At 71.3% G+C, this 21,013-nt stretch carries 41 protein-coding genes; 4 read left to right on the top strand and 37 right to left on the bottom strand.

The window, feature by feature from the left end; translation table 11 throughout:
- Positions 1–29: 29 nt before the first annotated feature.
- From ABD284_RS12235 to ABD284_RS12150, 18 genes are all read right to left on the bottom strand, one after another.
- Positions 30–389 carry a hypothetical protein gene (locus ABD284_RS12235; RefSeq protein WP_344142974.1) on the bottom strand — a complete coding sequence of 120 codons (360 nt, stop codon included), beginning with the start codon at positions 387–389 and terminating at the stop codon, positions 30–32.
- Positions 390–454: 65 nt separating this feature from the next.
- Positions 455–952 carry a MazG nucleotide pyrophosphohydrolase domain-containing protein gene (locus ABD284_RS12230; RefSeq protein WP_344142973.1) on the bottom strand — a complete coding sequence of 166 codons (498 nt, stop codon included), beginning with the start codon at positions 950–952 and terminating at the stop codon, positions 455–457.
- A gap of 425 nt (positions 953–1,377) precedes the next feature.
- Complete coding sequence (locus tag ABD284_RS12225) at positions 1,378–1,542, bottom strand: hypothetical protein (RefSeq protein ID WP_344142972.1); 165 nt, start codon at positions 1,540–1,542, stop codon at positions 1,378–1,380.
- Complete coding sequence (locus ABD284_RS12220; protein ID WP_344142971.1) at positions 1,539–2,123, bottom strand: hypothetical protein; 585 nt, start codon at positions 2,121–2,123, stop codon at positions 1,539–1,541. The genes ABD284_RS12225 and ABD284_RS12220 overlap by 4 nt, the downstream gene beginning before the upstream one ends.
- Positions 2,120–3,031 carry a hypothetical protein gene (locus ABD284_RS12215; protein ID WP_344142970.1) on the bottom strand — a complete coding sequence of 304 codons (912 nt, stop codon included), beginning with the start codon at positions 3,029–3,031 and terminating at the stop codon, positions 2,120–2,122. The genes ABD284_RS12220 and ABD284_RS12215 overlap by 4 nt, the downstream gene beginning before the upstream one ends.
- Before the next feature lie 3 nt (positions 3,032–3,034).
- Positions 3,035–4,396, bottom strand: coding sequence for an HNH endonuclease (locus ABD284_RS12210; protein WP_344142969.1), 1,362 nt, complete (start codon positions 4,394–4,396; stop codon positions 3,035–3,037).
- 65 nt (positions 4,397–4,461) lie between these two features.
- A complete protein-coding gene (locus ABD284_RS12205; RefSeq protein WP_344142967.1) occupies positions 4,462–4,818 on the bottom strand; it encodes a hypothetical protein in 357 nt (118 codons plus the stop codon).
- The gene (locus ABD284_RS12200; RefSeq protein WP_344142966.1) at positions 4,815–5,201 is read right to left on the bottom strand and encodes a hypothetical protein; all 387 of its coding nucleotides are present in this window, start codon (positions 5,199–5,201) and stop codon (positions 4,815–4,817) included. The genes ABD284_RS12205 and ABD284_RS12200 overlap by 4 nt, the downstream gene beginning before the upstream one ends.
- 236 nt (positions 5,202–5,437) lie before the next feature.
- On the bottom strand, positions 5,438–5,806 hold the full coding sequence (locus ABD284_RS12195; RefSeq protein ID WP_344142964.1) for a LexA family protein: 369 nt from the start codon (positions 5,804–5,806) through the stop codon (positions 5,438–5,440).
- Positions 5,806–6,090, bottom strand: coding sequence for a hypothetical protein (locus tag ABD284_RS12190; protein WP_344142963.1), 285 nt, complete (start codon positions 6,088–6,090; stop codon positions 5,806–5,808). The genes ABD284_RS12195 and ABD284_RS12190 overlap by 1 nt, the downstream gene beginning before the upstream one ends.
- A complete protein-coding gene (locus tag ABD284_RS12185) occupies positions 6,087–6,596 on the bottom strand; it encodes a hypothetical protein (protein ID WP_344142961.1) in 510 nt (169 codons plus the stop codon). Before ABD284_RS12185 ends, ABD284_RS12190 begins: the two co-directional genes overlap by 4 nt.
- Before the next feature lie 11 nt (positions 6,597–6,607).
- Positions 6,608–6,787 (bottom strand): hypothetical protein, encoded by a 180-nt coding sequence (locus tag ABD284_RS12180; protein WP_344142960.1) that lies wholly within the window; start codon positions 6,785–6,787, stop codon positions 6,608–6,610.
- A gap of 11 nt (positions 6,788–6,798) precedes the next feature.
- The gene (locus tag ABD284_RS12175) at positions 6,799–7,002 is read right to left on the bottom strand and encodes a hypothetical protein (protein ID WP_344142958.1); all 204 of its coding nucleotides are present in this window, start codon (positions 7,000–7,002) and stop codon (positions 6,799–6,801) included.
- 68 nt (positions 7,003–7,070) lie between these two features.
- Positions 7,071–7,532: a hypothetical protein gene (locus ABD284_RS12170; protein ID WP_344142957.1), complete on the bottom strand. Its 462-nt coding sequence runs from the start codon at positions 7,530–7,532 to the stop codon at positions 7,071–7,073.
- Between the two features lie 10 nt (positions 7,533–7,542).
- Positions 7,543–7,923 (bottom strand): hypothetical protein, encoded by a 381-nt coding sequence (locus tag ABD284_RS12165; RefSeq protein WP_344142956.1) that lies wholly within the window; start codon positions 7,921–7,923, stop codon positions 7,543–7,545.
- Positions 7,924–7,996: 73 nt separating this feature from the next.
- Entirely contained in the window at positions 7,997–8,365 is a 369-nt protein-coding gene (locus tag ABD284_RS12160) for a hypothetical protein (protein ID WP_344142955.1), read from the bottom strand.
- Between the two features lie 81 nt (positions 8,366–8,446).
- Positions 8,447–8,758 carry a DUF6197 family protein gene (locus ABD284_RS12155; RefSeq protein WP_344142954.1) on the bottom strand — a complete coding sequence of 104 codons (312 nt, stop codon included), beginning with the start codon at positions 8,756–8,758 and terminating at the stop codon, positions 8,447–8,449.
- Positions 8,755–8,937 carry a hypothetical protein gene (locus ABD284_RS12150; protein WP_344142952.1) on the bottom strand — a complete coding sequence of 61 codons (183 nt, stop codon included), beginning with the start codon at positions 8,935–8,937 and terminating at the stop codon, positions 8,755–8,757. The genes ABD284_RS12155 and ABD284_RS12150 overlap by 4 nt, the downstream gene beginning before the upstream one ends.
- A gap of 118 nt (positions 8,938–9,055) precedes the next feature.
- On the opposite strand from ABD284_RS12150, the gene ABD284_RS12145 reads away from it, so the two are divergent.
- Positions 9,056–9,259, top strand: coding sequence for a hypothetical protein (locus ABD284_RS12145; RefSeq protein WP_344142951.1), 204 nt, complete (start codon positions 9,056–9,058; stop codon positions 9,257–9,259).
- Between the two features lie 55 nt (positions 9,260–9,314).
- Here ABD284_RS12145 and ABD284_RS12140 read toward each other — a convergent pair whose 3' ends face one another.
- The 19 genes from ABD284_RS12140 to ABD284_RS12050 all read right to left on the bottom strand — a co-directional run bounded on the left by ABD284_RS12140 (position 9,315) and on the right by ABD284_RS12050 (position 18,080).
- The gene (locus ABD284_RS12140) at positions 9,315–10,073 is read right to left on the bottom strand and encodes a DNA-methyltransferase (RefSeq protein WP_344142950.1); all 759 of its coding nucleotides are present in this window, start codon (positions 10,071–10,073) and stop codon (positions 9,315–9,317) included.
- Between the two features lie 47 nt (positions 10,074–10,120).
- Entirely contained in the window at positions 10,121–10,495 is a 375-nt protein-coding gene (locus tag ABD284_RS12135; RefSeq protein WP_344142949.1) for a hypothetical protein, read from the bottom strand.
- A gap of 52 nt (positions 10,496–10,547) precedes the next feature.
- Entirely contained in the window at positions 10,548–10,847 is a 300-nt protein-coding gene (locus ABD284_RS12130; protein ID WP_344142948.1) for a hypothetical protein, read from the bottom strand.
- Positions 10,848–10,906: 59 nt separating this feature from the next.
- A complete protein-coding gene (locus ABD284_RS12125; RefSeq protein ID WP_344142947.1) occupies positions 10,907–11,650 on the bottom strand; it encodes a helix-turn-helix transcriptional regulator in 744 nt (247 codons plus the stop codon).
- A complete protein-coding gene (locus tag ABD284_RS12120; RefSeq protein ID WP_344142946.1) occupies positions 11,647–11,970 on the bottom strand; it encodes a WhiB family transcriptional regulator in 324 nt (107 codons plus the stop codon). The genes ABD284_RS12125 and ABD284_RS12120 overlap by 4 nt, the downstream gene beginning before the upstream one ends.
- Complete coding sequence (locus tag ABD284_RS12115; protein WP_344142945.1) at positions 11,967–12,200, bottom strand: LuxR C-terminal-related transcriptional regulator; 234 nt, start codon at positions 12,198–12,200, stop codon at positions 11,967–11,969. The genes ABD284_RS12120 and ABD284_RS12115 overlap by 4 nt, the downstream gene beginning before the upstream one ends.
- On the bottom strand, positions 12,200–12,712 hold the full coding sequence (locus ABD284_RS12110; protein WP_344142944.1) for a hypothetical protein: 513 nt from the start codon (positions 12,710–12,712) through the stop codon (positions 12,200–12,202). Before ABD284_RS12110 ends, ABD284_RS12115 begins: the two co-directional genes overlap by 1 nt.
- Before the next feature lie 85 nt (positions 12,713–12,797).
- Positions 12,798–13,148, bottom strand: coding sequence for a DUF6248 family natural product biosynthesis protein (locus ABD284_RS12105; protein WP_344142942.1), 351 nt, complete (start codon positions 13,146–13,148; stop codon positions 12,798–12,800).
- Positions 13,145–13,537 carry a hypothetical protein gene (locus tag ABD284_RS12100; RefSeq protein WP_344142940.1) on the bottom strand — a complete coding sequence of 131 codons (393 nt, stop codon included), beginning with the start codon at positions 13,535–13,537 and terminating at the stop codon, positions 13,145–13,147. The genes ABD284_RS12105 and ABD284_RS12100 overlap by 4 nt, the downstream gene beginning before the upstream one ends.
- Positions 13,534–13,818, bottom strand: a complete 285-nt coding sequence (locus tag ABD284_RS12095; protein ID WP_344142938.1) for a hypothetical protein — start codon at positions 13,816–13,818, stop codon at positions 13,534–13,536. The genes ABD284_RS12100 and ABD284_RS12095 overlap by 4 nt, the downstream gene beginning before the upstream one ends.
- Positions 13,815–14,852: a phage recombination protein Bet gene (gene bet, locus ABD284_RS12090; protein ID WP_344142937.1), complete on the bottom strand. Its 1,038-nt coding sequence runs from the start codon at positions 14,850–14,852 to the stop codon at positions 13,815–13,817. The genes ABD284_RS12095 and bet overlap by 4 nt, the downstream gene beginning before the upstream one ends.
- A complete protein-coding gene (locus ABD284_RS12085) occupies positions 14,852–15,787 on the bottom strand; it encodes a YqaJ viral recombinase family nuclease (protein ID WP_344142936.1) in 936 nt (311 codons plus the stop codon). Before ABD284_RS12085 ends, bet begins: the two co-directional genes overlap by 1 nt.
- An 88-nt stretch (positions 15,788–15,875) precedes the next feature.
- A complete protein-coding gene (locus tag ABD284_RS12080) occupies positions 15,876–16,124 on the bottom strand; it encodes a hypothetical protein (protein WP_344142935.1) in 249 nt (82 codons plus the stop codon).
- Complete coding sequence (locus ABD284_RS12075; RefSeq protein ID WP_344142934.1) at positions 16,121–16,378, bottom strand: hypothetical protein; 258 nt, start codon at positions 16,376–16,378, stop codon at positions 16,121–16,123. Before ABD284_RS12075 ends, ABD284_RS12080 begins: the two co-directional genes overlap by 4 nt.
- Positions 16,375–16,653, bottom strand: a complete 279-nt coding sequence (locus ABD284_RS12070) for a hypothetical protein (RefSeq protein ID WP_344142933.1) — start codon at positions 16,651–16,653, stop codon at positions 16,375–16,377. Before ABD284_RS12070 ends, ABD284_RS12075 begins: the two co-directional genes overlap by 4 nt.
- Positions 16,643–17,056 (bottom strand): hypothetical protein, encoded by a 414-nt coding sequence (locus ABD284_RS12065; RefSeq protein WP_344142932.1) that lies wholly within the window; start codon positions 17,054–17,056, stop codon positions 16,643–16,645. The genes ABD284_RS12070 and ABD284_RS12065 overlap by 11 nt, the downstream gene beginning before the upstream one ends.
- Positions 17,056–17,421 (bottom strand): hypothetical protein, encoded by a 366-nt coding sequence (locus ABD284_RS12060; protein ID WP_344142931.1) that lies wholly within the window; start codon positions 17,419–17,421, stop codon positions 17,056–17,058. The genes ABD284_RS12065 and ABD284_RS12060 overlap by 1 nt, the downstream gene beginning before the upstream one ends.
- An 81-nt stretch (positions 17,422–17,502) precedes the next feature.
- Complete coding sequence (locus ABD284_RS12055) at positions 17,503–17,790, bottom strand: hypothetical protein (protein WP_344142930.1); 288 nt, start codon at positions 17,788–17,790, stop codon at positions 17,503–17,505.
- Positions 17,787–18,080: a helix-turn-helix transcriptional regulator gene (locus ABD284_RS12050; protein ID WP_344142929.1), complete on the bottom strand. Its 294-nt coding sequence runs from the start codon at positions 18,078–18,080 to the stop codon at positions 17,787–17,789. The genes ABD284_RS12055 and ABD284_RS12050 overlap by 4 nt, the downstream gene beginning before the upstream one ends.
- A gap of 205 nt (positions 18,081–18,285) precedes the next feature.
- Between ABD284_RS12050 and ABD284_RS12045 the strand changes: the two genes are divergently transcribed.
- From ABD284_RS12045 to ABD284_RS12035, 3 genes are all read left to right on the top strand, one after another.
- The gene (locus tag ABD284_RS12045) at positions 18,286–18,861 is read left to right on the top strand and encodes a hypothetical protein (RefSeq protein WP_344142928.1); all 576 of its coding nucleotides are present in this window, start codon (positions 18,286–18,288) and stop codon (positions 18,859–18,861) included.
- Positions 18,862–19,187: 326 nt separating this feature from the next.
- Complete coding sequence (locus ABD284_RS12040; RefSeq protein WP_344142927.1) at positions 19,188–19,451, top strand: hypothetical protein; 264 nt, start codon at positions 19,188–19,190, stop codon at positions 19,449–19,451.
- 115 nt (positions 19,452–19,566) lie between these two features.
- Complete coding sequence (locus ABD284_RS12035) at positions 19,567–21,012, top strand: tyrosine-type recombinase/integrase (protein ID WP_344142926.1); 1,446 nt, start codon at positions 19,567–19,569, stop codon at positions 21,010–21,012.
- The last annotated feature ends 1 nt before the right edge of the window (position 21,013 follow it).

Below are 21,013 nucleotides of genomic sequence, written 5' to 3'. Positions count from 1 at the left end.
ACGGGCAGCACAGCGGAGCAGGGCGGCGCTCACTGGGCACCTCCGGCGTTCATCCTGGCCGTGAGTGCGTCCTGCATGGTGGTGCCGTACTCGCGCACCGTGAGCCGCGCGGGCTGCTCGTCGGTGGCCTCATCGACGGCGATCACGCGCACGGTCCGGCGTGCGGCGTTGTCGGCGATCTCGATGGTGTCGCCCGCCTCCACGAATAGGGACCGGTCGGTGTCGTCGGTGCCGGGCTTGTCGCGGCTGACGTGGACGCCCTCGATCGCGGTCCCGTAGGGCAGGGCGGGCCGCAGTGCGGCGGCGACGCGTTCGACGACTTCGAGTAGGGCGTCGGGGTCGTGGTCGTCGACCGTCTGGGCGGTGACGTGGATGGTGTAGCTGGGCATCAGTTGCCTTTCGTGTTTGGGTGGTGTCGGCGCACCGGGCCGGTAACGGCGGTCCGGTGCGCCCCTCACGCGTCGCGGCGGTGCCGCTCCAGCCTGCTCGCGGCCTTCTCGCGCACCGCCTGGTCGACGTCGATGCCGTACAGGGCGGCGATGCGGTGCAGCAGGATCCCGACGTCCCCGACCTCTTCGGCCAAGTTGGCGCGGTCGCCGGTGCGGGTGGCCTTGGCCAACTCCCCGACCTCCTCGCACAGGTGCGCCACGCACTCCCGCGGGGGCTGCCCGTCGATGCCCATCTGGGTGAAAAGGTCGGCCACCACGTCAGGCACCGGGTCATCACCCAGCCCGGCCACGCGCGGCATCCCCCCGGCGGCGACCGAGGCGAGACTGCCCGGTTCCCACCCGAGCGCGGCCTCCACCCGGGCGGCGGTACGTGGCCGCACCGTCGCCCCGCGGGCCAGGTTGGCGATAGTGGCGGGGTCGACACCGGCGCGGTGGGCGAGCTGCCAGCGTTTGAGGCCGAGGTGGCGTCGGCGCGCGTCGATCGCGTCGTCGAGGTGGCTCATCGTGCGGCTCCTTCGGTTTCGGCCCGGCGTCGGGCGGAGGCGGCGGTCAGGCAGGCGGGGTGGCGGACACGGCCCGCACCCACCGGGCGGTGGCACTCCCAGCACGTCAGCGACCGGCGCTTCGACTCGTGGGCGGCCGGCGGGGGCGGGAGCACCAGCAAGGCGGGCAGCGGCGGGCGGGTCACCGGGCGATCCCATCGCCATCCGCCAGCGACCGGCGGATCCGCTCGGCGTAAGCCCGCGCCTGCTCCGGTGTGGCCGGCGCCGCGCTCCCCGACCGCCACTCCTCCGCATCGGTGCGGGCCTGCGACGGCCGGAAACCGTGCCCCCGCAAGACGTGGAGAACGTCCGCGGCCGTCACCTCCGGGTCCGCGTCTGCGGGAGCCTCGCGCAGTACCCGAGCCACCAGGGCGCGGTACGGCGCCTCAGCGTCCTGCATCCCGCACCCCCCGCTCAGGGGCAGTGGAGGGGGGCGGCAGCTCCCGCCAGTGCGCCGACGGCCCGTCCGGGTACTCCCGCGGCGGCGGGGGCGTCGGCCGCAACCGCTCCGCCTCCAGCGACGCCACCAGCTCAGCGGTCATCGGGCTCATGACCGGCCTCCTTTCGGTGAGCACGTCGGGCACGCCACCCGGTCGAACCCGTCACCGGACTCGGTCAGCACCGCGAGCGTGCGCGACTGCTGGTGGCACCGGCCGCACCACGGCGGCGCGCCGGGCGGGTCCAACTGCTCCTCACCGAACCGCGGCTCCGGCGCCTCCACTACGCGCGGCGGGGCGGCCTGAGCCCGGGCGGCCACGTACTCGTCGGTGGGCGCCGACGGTGTGCGGGGCGCCGCAGTGATCGCAGGACCCACCCGCTTGCCGTCAGCCAGGGTGGACAGCATCTGCTTGAGCTGGGCGCTGTAGTCGCGCGCGTCGGGGTCGGCGGGAGGCAGCGCCAGGTCGGCGTTGGCCAGCCGGTCCTTGCGGATCCGCTTGACCTCAGACCGGATTTCGGCCGGCGACACGAACGGCTTGGCCTTCGCCGCGGCGACCAGCGCGTCCTTGCAGTCGTCGAACGCAAGGTCGCCGAGGATGTCGAACCACACGTCGGGGGTGTACTCGTCGAAGTGCTGCTGGGGGCAGCACGCCCGCGCCAGGCGGGCCAGCGTGGTCGTCTGAGAAGGGGTCACTGGGCGTCTCCAATTCCCATCTGGGCTTCGCGCTCACGGGCGCGGGCCATGGCACGGTCGAACAGGTCGTCGGACTGCTGCTGGCGGGAGGCGAAGGGCACGACGTTGCTCTGCGGCGGCGGCTCGGGCTCGTCGGCGTAGCGCTCCTGGTTCAGCCACGTGGAGGCGTGCGCCGTGTACTTGATGTCGCTCTGGGCGCGCCGCGGGTCGTCGCGGTAGATCCGAGCGGCCTCGACGATGTGCTCCGGGTCGGCACCGCGCTTGAGCGCCTTGCCCCACGCCTTGCGCGCCTCGGTCTTGCCGACCCGGCGCGGATACACCGACCAGAAGTCATCGAAGGTCGGCTTGGGCGGCTCCTGCGGCGAAGGGTTGTCGTCCCCTCCCCCCGCACCCCCCACCCCTGGAGCAGGGAGCATGGAGGAGGGAGCAGGGAACGCGCGCCCGCGCGCGCGAGACCGAGAACCTCCGGAATCCTCTGGAGCCTCTCCAGAGCCCTCTGGAGGATTTCCCGAATCCCCACGAGGCTCACGAGACCGCAGGTCAGGCGGCGGCTGCTCATCCTGGGGGGTGTCCTCAGGGCGCGGGAAACGCGGCTCCTTGGGGTGGCTCACCTTCTGGTGCTCGTACCACGAGTTCATCGCCAGCAGCGGCTTGCCCCCGTAGCTGTAGCGGACGATGAGGCCCGCCTTCTCGATCTCGCAGAGGTCATCGCGAATCCTCTGGAGGATCTCCGGAGCCTCATCGAGGGGCCACACCTCGCTGCGGATCAGCCGCGCGTCGTCGACCGCGACCCCGTTGTCGTCGGCGTAGCACCACAGCCCGATGAACGTCAGCCGCGCGGTCTCGGACAGGTTGCCGATGGTGAGCGACTTGAAGAAGTCCGGCTTGATGCTGCGGATACGCGGCATAGGTCATTCCCCCTTGGTGTTCGTCTCGGCGACGCCGGCGCGCCCGGCGTCGGGGAGGTCGGTGAAGTCGTGGACGTTGACGGCGCCCCCGTGGCGGGAGATGTATTCACCCGCGAGCAGGAGTTCGAGATGGCGACCGCAGAACTCGTGGCCGGTGCAGGGGTCTTCGCCGCACGCGTCGACAAACGCGAGGTGCTCGGCGTGGAAAGGACAGCTCGCACCGTGGTCGCCGCGCGCCATGCACATCCCGTGCAGCACGTAGACCTGACCGTCCGGCTCGATGCGCTTGTTGTTCTCGGCGTGCTCTGCTGCAAAGACCAGGACTTCGCGGTCGTTGGTCTCAGCGCCCAAGTAGGTGCGCGCGACGGCCTCCCATTCCCCGCGCTCGGCTTCGGGGATGCGGGACAGGTAGGCGGTCGCCCGGTCGTGGCGAGTGAGCTCCAGGGCCGCCTGGCTGAGCGTGTCGGCGTAGCTGGGGAGGTCGCCGATCAGGTCCAGGTGCTTCTGGCGGGAAGCTTCGAGTTGGCGATCCACCTCGTCATCGGGGTAGAGCGCGAGGATGTCTCGGAGTGCCATCTCCAATTTCCAGCGCTGGTGGGTCAGCGCGTCCATCGCCTTGTCGATCGCCAGGTAGTGCAGGGCGGTGTCGCTGACGTCGCCGTACTCGGCCCCGGCCTCGCTCAGGTAGATCTCACGTTCGTTGTCGTGCAAGACGTCCAGAAGTTCCTTCGCGGCCTCCAGCACACTCGTGGGAACGGAAGGGATGCCTTCGTCTTCGTCCTCGTCCTCGTCCTGCTCGTCCTGGGTGGGCGCCTTCTGGGCTGAGGCGATCTGTTCGGCGCGCTCGCGGAGCTTCTCGACCTTGCGCCAGCCGACGCCGCACACGTACTTAAACCGGTTGTGCGGGGCGACGTTGCCGCGGTCGGCCGCGATATCCACGCATTCGGCGATCTGCTCCGCGGGGAGCCCGCTGGCGAGGAGGCTGTCGATGGAGCCGCGCCAACCGTCGGGCAGTTCGGGGTCGCCGCGGTCCTTCCAGGTCCTGAGGAAGATCTGGTGAGCCCGATCCCGCTTCTGGGAGTCCTCCATGACTTCCTGGGCGGCAATGGCCATGGCTCCGGCCCAGCGGACGGCGTCGTCGGCCACGTCGGCGACGAGCGGAGCGTCGGGGGACGTGGAGGTCTTGCCGCCGTTGCAGTCGACGCAGGCGGCGACCAGGTTCTCGGGCTTGTCGTCGCCACCGAGTGCTTTGGGGGTGACGTGGTCGATCGTGAGTTCCGCGTTGGGCGCGGTGGCTCCGCAATAGCGGCAGGTGTGGTTGTCGCGGCGGAGGATTTCGTAGCGGAGCCGCTTGCTGATCGCCATGCGTGGTGGTCCTTCAGGGTTGTTGGGTTGGCGTTCAGGAAGGCGGCGGGGTCAGGGCCGCGGGGTCAGGCGGTTGCGCGCAGCCGGCGGAACCGCTGGGGCTGGTCGTCGAAGTCGCACACGAAGTACCGGAGGATGCACAGGTCACCGGGCGGTTCGACGAGGCTGATGATCTGCTCGTCGCCTTCCGGTCCGACGAGGACCTCGTAGCGGGTGACCTCGATGTCGCCGGTTCCCGCGACGCGCTTGAGGTGGTTGGCGAGGGCGCAGTTCCCGCGGGAGCGGCGCCGGCCGGTGGCTCCGTGGCGGGCGAGCTCGCGGGCGATCGCGAGAGTGCCTTCGTACTGCCAGGCGGGCTTGTTGCCGATGACGGCGAGGCGGGCGAGTTCGGCTTCGACCTGGTGGACGGGATGGGCGCTCATGCGTCGGCCCTCGCGACGTGTGCGGCCTGATCGCCTGCGGTGTGCAGCACTTCGGGGTCGATGCCGTACTCGTCCAGCCACTCCCACGGCATTTCGTGGACGTGGCCGCCGTCTTCCAGTCCGGATGCGAGTTCGCGGGCGACCTGGTCGGCGTGCTCGGGTGCGTGCTGGATGAGGGCGCGGAACAGGTGGGCGGCGGTGTAGTTGGCGACGACGGCGGTGAGTACCTGGGTCCAGGCGGGGCTGCCGGGGTCGGGGTCTTGGTGGAGGCGGCCGGTGTTGTAGACGGCGGAGGCGGCGTAGCGGCGCGCGAACGCCTGGGCGGTGGCCTGCTCGGGGTGGGCGACGGGGTCGGGTGCGGCGGCGTTGACGGGGTGGGTCATGGTGTCCTCCTGGTGCGTGTGTGGCCGGGCGGTGGCGGGCCCGCCCGGCGCGCGGGTCAGGCGTGGGTGTGCTTCTCGGCGAGCCGCTGGGCAGCTTCGGCGAGGGCGGCCCACTGCTCGGGGGTGAGGTCGGGAAGCGGCTCTACGGGGCCCATCTGGGTCTCCTTCGGTCGGGTGGTTCTGCGTGCCCGCCCCGCGCGTTGCTCGCGGGGCGCCGGCTCGATCCGGGCGGGCTGTCAGGCGGTGTCGCGAGCGAGGCGCGCCAGGTCGGCCTGTACGGCTTCGTCGTGGAGGTTTCGCAGCGCGAACTCGTAGCCGTCTCGCCAGGCGGTGCGCCCCACCCCGCGAATCTCGGGGTGTGTCTTTGCGGCCTCGGCATCGTCCTTGGCGAGGAAGGTGGCCCTGGCGAGGTTGGGGGCGCGGTGGAGGTGGCCCTTGCGTTCGAGTTCCTTCACCTGGTGGGCGACGCTGGCCGCGCTGGAGAGGCCGACGCCTTCGCCGATCTCTCGGTACGACGGTGGGAATCCGCGGTCTCCCGTGGTGCGCTGGATGTAATCCAGGACGCTCTGCTGTCGGGCAGTGAGCGGGGGTAGGTCGGTGGCCATCAGGTCTCCTCGGTGGTGCGGGTCTGGTGTCGGCGGGTGCAGGCGGCCCTGTGCGCGGGCCAGTCAAGGCCGGCGGCTTCGTCCAGCGCGTGCAGGGCGGTGCCCCACGGGCCGCCGGTGATGATGTCGGCGGCCGACGGGGCGTCCTGAGCGACCGCGTCGGCCGCGCCCGCGGGGGTGGTGTGGCTGTTGGCGGCGGCGGTGATGGCGTCCCACTGGTGGGTGTGGCCGTGGACGCGCTGGTATGCGGCGCGGGCACGGGGGATGACCTCGGCAGGGGTCACTGGCTCTCCTCGGTGGTGGGGGTGGCGTCGGGCAGGGCGCGGATGATGTCGTGGATCGCCTTCGCGCCCCTGGGGTCCTGGGTCGCGGTGGTGGCCGCCACACGGGCGCACCGTTCGCGCTCCTCGCGGCGGGCCTCAGCGATGCGGGTGTCCATGACGCTGTAGCGGCGCGCGTAGGCGGCGGTCTCGGCGTGCAGGGCGTCGTGCCACTGATCCCGCTCGGCGGCGGCGCGCTCCAGCGCCTGGTCGGTGTCGGTGAGCCGGTCGCGGTAGTAGTCGCGGTCCGCGTGGGCGGTCTCCAGCTCGGCGGTCAGCCGCCGCACCTCCGCCGTGAGGACGTCGATGTCGGACAGGGAACGGCTGATCACCATGTCGCTGTCGGCGTCGTCGCGGGCGGGGACGCGCATCTCCCACCGGCCGCCCTCGCACAGGCGGGCGACCTCCTTGGAGGCGGCCTGTTCGCGGGCGGCGATGGCGTCGAGGTCGGGGCGGGCGGTGTCGGTCATGCGGGGCTCCTTCAGGTGCAGTCGGCGGCGAGGCCGAACTCGCGCTCGTGGGTGTCGCACCACCGGACCTGGCCGGTGGCGTCCTCGTCGGTGACCCGCCAGTGGCAGCCGGTCGTGTGGGTGCAGGTGTCGCCGTAGACCGCGCAGCACGTGGCGTCGGCGTCTCCGGTGTCGGTGATCGAGCAGGACACGGCGGGCTCCTTCAGGTGCGGTTGCGGTGGGCGGGGTTCTCATGGCGCGACCCCTCGGCGTTGGCGTCGCGCTCCTCGTCGAAGTACGAGCCCATCCACCGGCAGGTGAGGCAGCCCGCCCGGTACTCGGTGGGCGGCGGGGTGTCGTAGCGGTCCACGGTCACCTCGTGCCATCCGGGCGTCGGGAAGCTCGACAGCGGCGGGGTTACGTGCATGGGCTCCTCCAGATGGTGTGTCGGGTGCTCCCGCCACCGCCCCGCGGGCGGCAGCGGCAACAACCGGGTCAGGGCGTGCGGCGGACCCAGAAGAACTCGCCGTGCTCGTCGCGGGACGGGACGCCGCGCTCCAGCACCCACCCGTCCTCCAGGCGGGCCAACTCCTCGAAGGGCCACTTCTCGGCCGGCCCGTCCCATCCGGTGTCGGCCTCGGCCATCCGGTAGGGGATGTCGTGGTCGCCGATGCGGAACAGCACCCGGTCCTCGCCTGGCGCCGCGTCCATCCGGATGTGGTCGCGCAACAGCGGGCAGGAGCCGCAGTCGCCGTCGTCGCGGACGCAGACCCCATAGCCGCCCCACCGGGCGTGCTGGGTGCTGCGCATGGTGTCGGCGAACTGGGGGAAGCGGCGGGGGCGCAGTGCGCACTGCGCGGGCTCGGAACCGATGTGGGCGTTGAGCGATACGCGGTTCCAGCCCTGACCGTCGGGGCCGCCTGGGTTGTGTCCGGGTGGGGTGAGGCGGATGGGCATGGGGTGCTCCTCAGAGGTCGATGTGGTCGGGCAGGCTCTCCGCCCGGTGGCTGATGTGCGGCACCCCCGCGCGGGCCTCCAACTCGGCGAGCCAGTCGGGGGCGTGCACCGGAGCCCACTCGTCGATGTCCACCACCGGGAACCCGAGGGCGGCGAAGTGGGCCTCGATCGCGGCGAGGTCGGGCTTGTCAGGCGCCGGGCGGGAGCGTCGCCGCATGCCGGCGGCGACGAGCCGCAGCCGGTGCCGCTCGGCCTCCTCCTGGGCGCGCACCTGCTCCTGGGCGGCGGCCTGCTTGCGCCGCAGCCGGGCGATGCGGCGCTCCAGGTCGTCCTCGGGGAACTCCTGGTACCGGTCGAGCAGGCGGTTGATCTGCGCCTCGTAGATGTCCATCCGGGTCCTCCCGTGGTTTCCTGGTGGCGGGGCCGCCCCTCCTACGTCTGGGGGCGGCCCCACTTGCGTGCGGTCAGCTCTTCTCGCCGCGCAGCAGCGCCAGCACGCGGCGGGCGGCCTCGGTGTCGGCCTCCACCGCCTCCCGGCCGTGCGCCGCGGCGATCTCCGAGACCACCCCGGCGAGAACGGCGGACTCCTGGCCGGAGGTCGCGACCTCCTCGACCTTGCGCAGCCGGCTTTCGAGCTTGGCGACCTTGTTGGCCAGGGAGTTGTGCATGCGGGCGAAGTCGTCGCCGCGCTTGCGGATGTCGTCGAGGTGGCGCTGCAGCTTGTCTTCGCGGATGTAGCGGCGCAGGTCCTTTTCGAACTCGTGGATCCGCCGCCATGCGCTCGCTGCGTACTCTTCGACCTGCGCGAGGGTGCGGGGTTCCTGCTGGTTCACGGGAGTCTCCGATCTGTCGGGGTGGTCCGTCCTGGTCCCCTGGCCGCCCCCCAGTGGGGGCGGCGTAGGCATCGGGCGGGCTCAGGTGTGGTCGTGTTCCTCGGCGGCGGCGCGCAAGGCCGTAATCACGTCGGCTGCGGTGGTTTCGGGGCGGGCCTCGTAGGCGCTGAGGTGCCCGAGGCCGCGGTTGCGCAGGTGGCGGTCCGCGAGGTTGCATACGTGCTTGGCGGTCTCGACGCACTCGCGGTAGAAGGGGGGCTCGTGCACTCCGGCGGCTTCCCAGATCGCGCCTTCGCCGTTGCGGGCGTCGCGGTGGTAGAGGGTTGTGCATCTGCACCAGCCCTCGCGTTCGAGGAGTGTGGCGGCGCGGCGGAGGATGTCGGCGTAGGTCACTTCGGCTCCTCGATGGCCACGGCGAGGCCGGGCTCGACGGCGAGTTCGGGGTAGTGCACGGCGTTGTCGAAGGCGATGACCGGTGAGCCCGCGCTGGTGTAGCGGAGGAAGGTTCCTTCGTCGCCGGTGTGGAAGCCGCGCACTCGCTGGCCGGGGGTGAGGGTGGGTTCGTGGCCCATCGGAGCCTCCCTTGTGTCAACTCTGTTGCGTACTAAGTTGACATTAGCGCCCCGCCATGCGACTGTCAACTTAGTTCCGCTTAGAGTTCTGAATAGAGGGCGTGACAACATGGCAGTCATGGCACGAGACGAGATCCCCGAGCTGCGCGATGTCCGCGACCGGATCGACAAAGACCGCGAGCTGATGATGCGGCTGATCTTCGAGGCCATCGAGCGCGGCGAGTCGAACGCGCGCATCGCCCGGTCGGTCGACTGGTCGCGCGAGTACATCGCGAAGCTGCGCCGAGAAGGCCCGAAGGCGCCGCGAGGCGAGGGCCGGTAATCCGCCCCTCGTCCGCTCCCCCGGCCTGCGCGCCGGGCGTTTCGCATGCCCGCCATCACTCGGCCTCCATGGGCAGCACGTCCTGCGCCAACCGGCGGGCGGCGGCCTCCGCGTAGGGCTCGTGAGCCTCGATGCCGATGCAGCGCCTCCCCGTCTCGCGGGCGGCCACCAGCGCGGACCCGGACCCCGCGAACGGGTCGAGGACCAGTCCGCCGGGCGGGCACGCGTAGGTGACCAGGTGCTCCAGCAGGCCGCGCACCGGTTTCTCGGTGGGGTGGTGACCGCGCCGCACCGAGGGGCACCGCAGCACCGACCGGGCGAGGCGGGTGCCGTCGTCGGTGTAGGCGTGGGCGCCGATCGTCCCGGTGTGGGGAACGCGGACCGCGCTCGCCGATGCGGTGCGGCCCTTGGGGTCGTAGGTGGCGGGCACGCGGGGCGCCTGGTGGCGGATGCCTGACCACGGGCCGCGGTACCAGTGGGTGGCGGTTTCGTGGACGCGTTTGAACCGGTCGGACGCGAACCCGCTGCCGTTGTGCTTCTCCCACACGATGTCCTGGCTGAGCTTCCATCCGGCCGCCGCGAACTCGCCGCCGCGGGCGAGGAACATCCGCATGGACCCGAAGCACCACAGGCTGCTGGTGTGCGCGGCTACGGTGTCGAGCCACCCGTCGGGCCAGAAGTCCCAGGCAAGCGACGTCTCTGAGTACGGTGGATCGGCGACGGCGCAGTCCGCGGTGATGCTGAGCGCGGGCAGCACCTGGCGGGCGTCGCCCAGGTAGAGCTGGACGTTGGTGTCGGAGTAGTAGGGGTCCACTGCAGCCTCCTGCGCCCGGGGCGGTCGGCCCCGGGCGGCTCGTCGGGTCAGGCGTTTACGTTGGCGGGTACGGGCTCGTAGGTGGCCTCGAACACGGACGGCTTGACCGGGTAGCGCTCACCCTCGACGCCGGTCACGATCCAGTCGCCGGGGCACACGTTGTGGCCGTCTTCGAGCGTGTCGATCCACCCGTGGGCGTCCATGGGCAGCTCGCACTTGCTGCACGTCTGGTCGCCGGGGATGTCGGGGTGGCGGAAGTAGCGGACGACGGCGCCTTCCCAGTTCTCCGCGCGGCGCTGCTCGGCGGTCCACACGCGTCCGTCGACGGGGTCGATGAGGTCTTCGGTGTAGTCGTCGGGGTGGTCGCCGTTGCGGAGCCACTGGTGGGCGGTGATCTCTACGGGCTTCTTGCGGTACTTCACATGTCCTCCTGTGGTTGTGGCCCGCGCCAGGTCGGCGCGGGCCGTAGCGGGGTCAGGCGTCCAACAGCGTGTAGGTGGTGGTGCGGTAGTCGTCGGGGCGGTCGTCCAGCAGCTCCGGCAAGTCGTCGGTCTCGGCGAAGAGGTCGTAGGTGCTTCGCTCGACCGCGATCACGAAGTCCGTGCGCTCCTGCACCAGCAGGTAGATCGGGGTGGTGTCGCCCTCGCCGCCGCCGAGGACATTGCTGCCACTGGTGATGCGCTCGCGTTCGGCGGCGAGCATCCCGGCGGTGTCGGGCGGCGGGGTCCATCCCTGGTCGATGAGCTGTTGGTGCTGTTCTGCGGTCAGGTCCATCGGTCCTCCTGTGGTTGTGTGGGTGTGCGCCCCGCCGGCCAGACCCCGGCGGGGCGTCCTCATGCCGCCTTCTCGTGGGCGGTAGTGCGGCGGCGGTGCGCGGTCAACGCCTGCACCACATAGCCCCGGGTGACGCCCAACCGCTCCGCGATCGCGTCGCGGGGATAGCCCAGGGCTTCGAGCTCCGCGGCGTCCTCACCGATCGCCACGAACCGCGGCACGGCCTCCCCCAGGTCCGGGACCGCGCCCGGGTCGTCGATGCTGTCGTCGTCCCACGCCAGAGGCGGCAACCAGCCCTGCTTCGCCGCCCACGTCCGCATCGTCCGGGCCGACTTGGAGTCCGCCGCCGGGCGCATGCACAGCTCGTCATAGGCGCGGGCGATCCGCCCGGCCGTCGACGGCAGCACCGCGTCGGCGCCGGCCGGGCTACTCAGAGCCGTCACCGTGCGGCGGGAGATCCCCGCGGCCCGCGCCAGATCAGCGCCGGAGTAGCCCAGAGCCTGCAGCGCCTGGACGCGGCGGCGGGCCCCCGTAGCGTCGATCGCGGCCTTGAGGCGGTCATCGGGGGCCACGGCCAGGATCCGGTCGGCGGTGCCGCGCTGGACGAGCCTGGCGGGCCCCATGATGTAGCTGAGGGTGGAGACGCCAACCCCGGCGCGGGCGGCGATGCGCTTCATGCTGACGCCGGTGTCGCGCAGGTGGCGGATGTGGGTTCGGACCTGGTCGAGGTCGCCCCACGGGTTCCATTGGCCGGCGGCGACGAGTTGGGCGCGTCGGCGGTGGCGGAGGGTGTCGGGGTTCACGCGGCGGCCCTCCCTGCCTGTGCGCGGCGCATGCGGGAGCGGCGGATGGTGACCCGCTCCTCGGGGGTGTAGCCGCCCCACGTGCCGTGCTTTTGGTTCGCGGCGATGGCGTAGTCGGCGCAAGCAGGCCTCACCGGGCACGCCTGGCAGATCTCCTTGGCCTTGGCCTCCCGCTGCTCGCGTTCGGGCTGGCGCTCCCCGTCGGGGCCGAAAAACAACTCCAGGGACTCGCCGGCACACCCGGCGTGCTGTGCCCAGTCCCACCGGGATCGGGCGGCCAGCCGGACGGTGCCGGGCTCGGAGGCGCGGTAGCCGGTCATCGGGGCTCCTTCTGCTTCTTCTTGCGGGGGCAGCGGGCCCCCGTCGCGCGGGCGTAGGTGCTGACGGTGTTCGGGTGCACGCCGAGCTCGGCGGCGATCTCGCCGCGGGTGCGGCCCTGCGCGAGCAGCGCCGCCACCTCGAAAGCGCGGCTGGTGTTGCGCTCGGCGACCGACTCGCGGGCCGCGGTACGGGCGCCCTCGGTCGGCGGCGGAGGAGGCGGGCCCGGCATCACGCCACCGCCTTGGGCAGCGCCGGCCAGGCCACCTTGTCCAGCCGCGCCACCTGATCCGCAGGCAAGCTGAACTCCGGGCGCCCGAGGTGGTGCAGCCCGGCCTGGCGCAGCCACCACGCGTCGCACTGGTTGTCGTCGGCGAACTCCCGCTCAGCGCGCTTATAGGCGGCCATGGCCATCGCGGTCTTGTCGCCGTTGCCCTTGCCGGTCGCGAAGGCCTTGAGGGTCGCCGGAGCGATCACGGCGTAGGGAATGCCGCGGGAGAGCAGAAGCTCGCGGACGGCGCCGTGGACCATCCCGGTGATGGACGAAGCGGCGGATCGGACGACGAAGTCCTCGATGACTACGAGCTCGGCTCCGCCGGTGACGTCACCGACGATCTTGCGGATCTCGGTGAGGCGCTGGTCGCCTTGGCGCTTGGGCTTGATGGTCTCGGTGGCGCCGTCGTCGCGGGCGACTCCGGATGCGGTGACGGATAGGTCGAGCCCGAGGACTCGGGGCTGATCCATGGCTCCTGCTTTCGTGTGCGGCGGGGGTTGGCGGGTGTGCGCCGCCCGGGCCCCCGCAGTCCCGGGCGGCGCGTTCCAGGGGTGGTCAGAAAAGCGCGGGCTGCTCGATGCGGGTCGGCGCCCAATCCGCCACGGCGGGCCGGTGGCATCCACACGGGCACAGCCACCCGCACGCTGTCGGTGCCAGCCACACCCGCGCGGGCTCCCGCGGATCCGCGAAGTAGCGGACGCTGCCCTTGCCGTCGGTCACGTAGGTCTCGGGCTTTGGCTCCCAGGCGGTGCTCTGGCACTGGTCGTGCTGGCCCACCCCGCAGTGCCCGGTCGGACCGAACTGGCATGTGCACGTGTGCGTCACCCCGGGCAGGGCTGCGTACTCGCGTTGGAGCTGGCCCATCCACGCGTGCTCGCGCACCCACGCGGCCTCTTCGGGGGTCACTGGGTCACCCCCTGGGCGCGTCTGCGCTGGTTGATCTGGAAGATCGTGGGCTCGGCGTACTGGTGCTTTCCGACCAGGGCGGCGTAGCGGAACCCGTCGTCGCCGAGGTCGGGAGCCTTGTGACCTTCGACCTTCACGCCGTGCTTGTAGGGCGGCAGGTCGCAGTGGAAACAGCCGTCCTCGGGCACCGGCGCGACCACACCGTCGAGCCACGCCTGCACGGTGTCCTCGGTCGGGTCGGTCCCGGTCGGGTGCACCACGTCGGTGTGCGGCTCGGGCGCGGCCGCGCGCGGCTGGACAGGGGCGGGGGCCGGTTCCAGTTCGGGCGGGGCCGCGAAGTCCCGCATGGTCAGGTACGCCTCGTGCAGCGCGGTGCGGATGCGGTTCATGAGGCACCTCCTCGGCGGGTGCGTGCGAGCGCGGACTGGTAGCGCCCCACCGCGCGGATCAGATCGGACCCGGCCTGGTGCGCGGCCTGCAGGTCGGCGGGGTCGAGCGTGTCCCAGTAGGCGTCCAGCGCCGCGTGCGCGTCGGTGAGGGTGTGGCCGGCCTGGTCGAGGTTGACCGACGCCACGGAGATCGCGGCGTGGACCTCGCCCGGCGTCAGCGGCACCTCGGGGGCGGGGGCCGCCGCCCGCACGGGGCGGCGGCCAAACAAGCGGGCGATCACCGGGCGCTCCCCGGCTGCGCAACCTCCGGCCACAGGGCGTCGGCCTCGTCGGCGCTGGCCGGCTCGTCCTCGACGATGTGGGCGTCCACGACGCCGTTCTCGTCCGTCTCCGGCGGTTCGCCCTGCGGCTCAATCTGCTGCTCGCCCGAGCGCTCACGGGCCAGGTCGGCCAGCCGGTCGATGACCGCGTCAGCCTCAGCCGCCGTCAGCAGCCGCGTCACCGCGATCTCGCGGCCCGCGACCTCCGAGCACAGCGCCAGCGCCGCGTCCTTGCCGAGGTCCAGGTCCTTGAACCGGCCGAACATCTCGTCGGTCTGCTTGGGGCCGATCATCGGCTCGCTTACCGGCTGGGCGTACTCCGCGGGAGGGCCGGACACCGTCTCGATGCGCTCCCCCGGCTTCCCCGCACCGGGTTCGTCCTGCGGCACGTCGGCGTCCTTCTCGGTCTCCTCCGGGGTGAAGATGCTCGACAGGTCCTGAGGGAAGGCCGCACGCAGTGCGAGGGACTCCGCGACCTTCCCGATCATGTGGGCGCCCTTCGTCGACCACATGCTGCTGTAGGTGCCGTCCTTGTTCGTCGCGGCGTACTCGCGGAAGATCGCCACCGAGACCAGCGGCTCGCGGAACCCGCGCTTGTAGACCCCGCACCGGGCGGCCACCGGCGGCCGGTTGGGGTCCAGCCACACGTCGCGCCAGATGCCGTCCTCGCCGCACCAGCTGATCGGGGTGCGACCCTCGTAGCGGCCCGTGCGCTCAGCGATCACCCGAAGCCCGTCGATCCCGGCCTGGATCGTGTACTTGAACCCGCCCGGGGCGCGGGAATCACGGCGCGCGATCATATAGATCTGCTTCGCGAACGGGTCCAATCCGGTGCGCTGCGCCTGGTGCAAGAACACCAACTGATCCCCGGCCGGAGCATTGGCGATACCGAGCTGCTCCAGCGCGGAACGCTGCGGATCGGTCCACTCGGTCTGGGCCGGGTCCAGCGCCAAAGCGCCGGCGCGGGAAACTTCGAGGTCGGTCGTGGTACTCATCAGGCAGCCTCTGCTTCCTGGGCGGTGGGGGCGGGCATGTCGGGCAGCTTCCGGCCGGCAACGAAGAACGGGTCGCCGCCGCCTCGGGACTGGCGGGTGCCGATGGTCACGCCGCAGTAGGTGGCCTTCTTCGCCGAACCCATGCGGTCGGCGAGCACGGACCGCTCGTAGAGTTCGCGCTCCTTCGCGGCCTCCAGCGCGTGCTTCGCTGAGCAGTAGGCCGCGGCCTCGGCGTAGGTCAGTTCGACGGGGGTGCCGTCGATGGCCGGGTGTAGCTCGCGCACGGTCTGGTAGGTCGACGTGGCGCCGTCGAAGTCCGGCGGGGCGTTGAACGCCAGCGAGTCGAGGAACAGTTCGGCGCGGAACCGAAGGGCCGCGGCCTCGTCGGCGTCGTAGCGCACCGTGTAGTGGCGGAACTCCAGCCGGGCGGTGAGCACGGCGACGTGGGCGACCTCCAGGCCCAGCGCGTCGAGGTACCAGAGGATCTGGGTGCGGTAGTAGAGCGGTATCTCGTCGGTGCCGGACTTTCCCCAGGTGTCGGGGTCGTCCTGGCCGTCGGTCTTGACCTCCAGGATCCCGACCGGCTCACCGCCCTCCAGCACGATGCCGTCGGGGTTGGCGAGCTGGTAGTCCCGCTCGGCGTGCACGTAGGTGCCGCCCGTGGAGATCTCGAACTCGGGATTCTGGTCACCCCACCAGCGGCGGATGCCGTCTTCGAGGTAGTGGCCGCGGGCCTGCTCCGGCGTGGTGGGCTCCTCCTGCACGCGCCCGGCCTTGAGGTGCCACAGCCGGTACGGGCTGGTCCACGGGGACCGGCCGAGAACGGCGGCCATGTCGGACCCGCCCAACCGGCCGGCGCGGGCGGCATGCCAATCCGCGGAGCCGTCGGGCCAGGTGCCGAGGAGGCGGCCGGTCGGGGTCTGCGTGGCGGTCATCGCAGGGCCTCCTTGATGCGGGCCGCGGCCACCCACGCGGCGACCAGCAGCAGCCCCGACGTGACCTCGTAGACGAACTCAGCGGCGGTCACTGGACACCTCCCGCTTGGCGGAGCGCGGTCGCGTGCGCCGCGGCGAGCATGTCGTCAGCGGCCTGCGCGTCAGCGAGCCGCGCAGCCAGGTCGACCACCTCGGTGATGCGGACCTGCATCTCCCGGCCGGTCTGGGCGCCGGCGACCCACTCATCGCGCAAGTGCTCGATGCGGTCGAAGCGGTCGCCGAGCTCGTTGATGAGGTGCTGGGTGGGCGGCGGGTCGGCGTCGGATCGGTAGCTCATCGGGGGTCCTCCATGAAGTCCTCGGGCGTCGCCTCGGCGAGCAGTGCGGATTCCTCGGTTTCGGCGTCGTGGGCGGCGGCCAGCAGCCCCGCGAACGCGCCCACCTGGCCCAGCAGGTCGTGGATCTCTGCGGTGACGTCGTCGCCGTCGGCCCACTGCTCGCGCAGGGTCAGGACGTGCTCGATGCAGGAGTCCATGCCGTCGAAGGCGTCGCTGAACGAAGCGGGGGCGGCGTCGGGGCGGGTCTCGCTCATCGCCCGTGCCTCCCCTCGGAAGCGCCGGTGACCGAGTCGACAGCGGTGCGGACGGTGTCCTCGGGCAGGTGCTCACCCAGGGCCAGGACCACGCGCTGCTCCAGCGCCAGGCAGTCCTCCAGCTCGTGCACACGGCCCCGCAGCGCCCGGGCGGTGTCGCGCATGCGGCGGTCATCGCGGCCGCGCAGCACCCACCCCAGCGCCATGGACCCGATCACGACCGCGACGGTCACGGCGGCGGCGATGCCCAAGAGCACGGCGGATTCAGCGGTCATCTCCGGACCTCCAGCCCTGGTGGTAGGTGTCCAGGTGGTCGCGGGCGGAGACCGCTTCGTAGGCCGTGTCCACCAGGCCGCGGTGTGCTTTGCAGTGGCGACTGCAGTGCCACCACGGGCCCTCGTGGTCGAGCCCGACGGTCATGTACGTGGGCAGGCCGCGCGCGGCGTCGCAGTCGGCGCCGGCGGGGTGGGAGACGAGGTCCACGAAGTGCGCGGACCGCAGCTCCTGCCGGGGCGCGGGCGCCAGGTGCGCGGCGAACGTGCGCAGCAGCGAGCACGCGGCCTGGTCGTGGCCGGTGGCCTCGGTCATCTCGACGTAGGCGGCCTGCTCGGGGGTCAGTTCCACACCGGCCTCGGCGAGCAGGTCAGCGAGCGGGTGCGGGCGGGTCGGCGCGGCCATCACTGCTCGCCTCCCGACAGCGCGGAGGTCACCAAGTAGTCCACCCCGTCGCGCGTGATGGACCCGGAGATCCACCGGCGGCCGTGGTGCTCGCTCACCCGCAGGCCCAGCGCGAGGCCGATCGACCGGGCGACGCGGCGCAGCAGCTCCTCACGGTCGGCGTAGGCCACCCACCGGGCCGCGGTCACGGTCACCGTGGGCCGCTCGCCGCGCTCACCGAAGTGATCGATGCTGAAGGCGACCTCGCGGGTGACGCCGGCGGACTGGACGATCGCGGCGATGGTCGCGGCGATCCGGGCGGCGTCGGGGATGGCGTTGTCGGTGGTGGTGTTCGCGCCCAGCGGCGCGGGGTGCATAATCGTCATGGCCCTGATCTCCTTCTTCTGGATTCCGAGTAGGGGCCTGGCGTCCGGTCGTGGCTGCGACCGGGCGCCGTCTTCATGCGGTCAGGAAGATGGCCGCAGCTTGCGGGGGACCTTGCGCTCGAACCGGCGCACCTCGCCGCCGCGGGGCGCCGCCCGCCCGGGAGCGGGCTCGGGTCGTGTGCGGGCCGCACGCGGGCGCTCCTCGCAGATCCGGAGGATCTCCTCGACGTGCGCCTCGGTGTAGCGGCGGCTGCGCCCGACCTTGAGGTGCGGGAACACGCCGGCGCGGGCCTGGTCGGCGACCCACCGGGTGCCTTTGAGGCCGAGCCGGTCGGCGACGTCGCGATCGGAAAGCAGTTCAGTGCTCATGAGGTGGGCACCTCCTCGGGCTCGGCCTGCTCATGGCCGATGGGGTCGAGGAGGATCGCGTTGATGGGCACGCTCAGCTCGCGGGCGATCTTGTAGGCGAGTTCGATACCGACGTGGCGGCGGCGTTCGGCGTCCTGCGGCTGGTTGGTGGAGTCGTAGAGCTCCAGGTTCCGCAGGGTCTGTTCGTGGATGCCGACGCGCTCTGCGACCTCTCGGCAGGTGCGGCCCTGGCTGACGCGGATGCCGCGGATGGCGGCTCCGTTGTGTCGGGCGGTCGGTTTGGCTGGCATGTAGGACACGTTAGGACTCACAGTCCGAAGATGCAAGACCTGCTCGGACACGAATGCTCATGCAATCGCGATTCCTAGTACTCAGTAGGACGCGCATGGCCTTGAGGGGACATGCATCTATCCCCGGGGTGACACGGGGTCTATGCTGTGTTGCGCGCGTCCTACTGAGTCCGCATACTCGTCGTGACGCCGAGAGGAGCACCCGGTGACCAACAGTGACGATGTCTGGCTTGACCTGGCCAGACGACTACGAACACGCCGGGTCGAACTCGACCCGCGATACAAGAACCTCAGCGAGTTCTCACGCGCCACCGGCGTCAACTACAAGACCCTCCAGCGCGCCGAGGGCGGGCGGCAGCACACGTTCGGCCGCGGCACCCTCGTCGAGCTCGACCTCGCCTACGAATTCCCCCCGGGAACCATCGAGGCGATCCTCGTCGGCGAATCGACGCCGGCCGCAGGCGGCGCCGCCCCGCTATCGGCGCCGCCCCACGATTCCGGCGACCCCGCCGACGAGCAGTGGGACGGCTACCTCGCCGGCGAGCCCCACCTGCGCGAGGGCGAGGTGCTGCGGTGGCGGCGCGTCGGCGATGCCCGCATCCGCTACGTGCTGACCAGGCACAACCCAGCGACCCGGAGCGATGAGCATGTGCTGCAAACGCTGAGCGCGGAACGCGGCATCGGCTATGTCGTCCAGCGTTTCCGCGACGATCTTGACGCCTACCCAGAGGCGTCGATGCTTCCCCGGGCGAACCCCCCAAAAGACCCTCGGGAGGACTGACACAATTTAGGGCAGGCTAAATTTAACCGCCGGTCGAGGCGCGGACCGGCGGCTTACGTATGCCCGCACCATTTCGTGGACACGTCCGATAAACACCCGTCACACGAATTTCCTGCGGATCACCCCTGGTCACGAACACATGTCCGACATAGGATCAAGGTCCTTCCCCGGGATATGGCGGCCCGCAAAACAGAGGGGGGCGATGGCCCAAAAATCCAAAGGGGGGATCCGTGGAACCCGAATTCAACGACGAATACGGACTCTACCTACCGAAACACCGGATCATTGACCCGACGATCCGACCAGTCCGGATCACCACCGACACCATGACCGACACCGACGCGCCACTGCGCATCCAGCGCAAAGCGCACTGCACACTGCTCATCGAGAGGCGGGGCGAGCTCGCCGAGAGCATCATCCCCCACCTCGTGACCGACATGACCATCCCCGAGCAGCGCGCCTTTTTCCCGATCTTCGGCGTCGACGCGCCCCCCGAGGCGATTCGAGCCGACTGGAGGCGCTACCTGTCGCACCTGCTGTGGATGCGGTGCCTCCCGCACCTCATCCCCACCCAGTTCCGTTGGGAATGACGACCACGGCCCCCGCCCAGGGAGGGAGAGGCGGGGGCCCAGTCATGTCGCGGACCACTCCCCGGCCGGCACCAGGTCCGGGCACAATAGGAGACCCCGACCCCGAGGAGCCGCCGTGGCCTACGCCGAAAAGCTCGTGAAATCCTGGCGAGCCTGCTGGAAAGGCCCCGACGGCAAGCTCCTCAAGCTCAGCGGCTTCGACACCAAGAAGAGCGCGCTGGACCACGCCAACGACCAGGAAGCCGACATCCGCCGGCGCGGATCCCGCGCCAACTCCCGCTCCCACATGAGCCTCGAAGAATGGGCGCTCGACTGGTACAGGGCCCTCGACCTCGAACCCTCCACCATGGAGCGCTACCTGTCCTGGCTGCAGAACCACGTCATCCCCCGGTGGGGCGACTGGACCCTGCGCGACCTGCAGGACGCCGACAACGACGTCGCCCGCTGGGTCAAAGACCTCGAAGACGCCGGGTACGCCCGCAACAGCATCAACGGCATCCGGTGGATGCTCTACACCCTGTGCGCCGACGCCGCCGCCCGCGGGCACATGTCTCGCAACCCCGCCGCCGTGCGGCGGGGCCGGGGGCGGGTCGCACCCAAACGCAAACAGCGGCAGCAGGAGCGGGCGGCCCGCGGCGCCATCGACCCGCTCACCGCGTTCCTCATCGCCGAGCGGACAGCCGTAATGAGCGGGCGCGGCGACGAGTTCACTCTCACCACGGCGATGTTTTACACCGGCGTCCGCTGGGGCGAGGCGATCGGGTTGGAAAGAAGCCTCCTATCCGCTGAGGCGCTCCAGATCCGGTGGCAGCTCGCCCGCCACGGCTCCGCCCTGCAGCGGCGAGACCCCAAGGACGGCTCCGTGCGCGACGTGGATCTACCGCCGTTCCTCGCCGACCTGCTGGCGCGCCAGGCCCGGCAGGTGACCCACCCGGCCGCAGTCGGCGAATGGTGCCCCTGCGGGGAGGGTGAACCTAAGAGGTACCGGCACCCGCCGGGGATCCACGTGTTCGCGGGTGTGCGCGGGAACCCGCACTGGCGGCGCACCGGTTTCGGTGACCAGTGCTTCTACCCGGCCGCGCGGGGGGTGCTATACCCGACGCAGCAGGCGCGCCGGCCGGTGTATGTGGACGCCCCGCCCGAGGGCCGCGAGATCGGGATCATGGACCGCTCCACACGGACCTATGCGCGGCCGGATCTGGCCGTGGCGTGCTGGGCGCCGCTCGCGCCGGGGATGGTGCTGCATTCGCTGCGGCACTCCCACAAGACCCTGATGGAGGAGCTGGGGGTCCCGTCGCCGCTGATGGATGAGCGCATGGGCCACTCTGACGGGTCGGTGCAGGCGAGGTATTCCCACCCCACGGAGGGGATGCGGCGGCGTCTGGTGGAGGGGCTGCAGGAGCGGTGGGAGGCCACGCTGGCGTCCCGTGCGCGGATGGAGCCGCACTCGCCGGTGGGGGTGGTGGACGGGCTGCTGGCGCCGTACCGCGATTGCTGCTCCAGATCCACTCCAGATGAGTCGGGCTGTCGCCGGGCGCCGGTTCGCGGTATTGTGGCCTAGT

Source organism: Streptomonospora arabica (assembly GCF_039531585.1).
GTDB classification, from domain to species: Bacteria; Actinomycetota; Actinomycetes; order Streptosporangiales; family Streptosporangiaceae; genus Streptomonospora; species Streptomonospora halophila.
The sequence above is the reverse complement of the archived record's forward strand: the minus strand, read 5'-3'. Positions and strand labels throughout refer to the sequence as shown.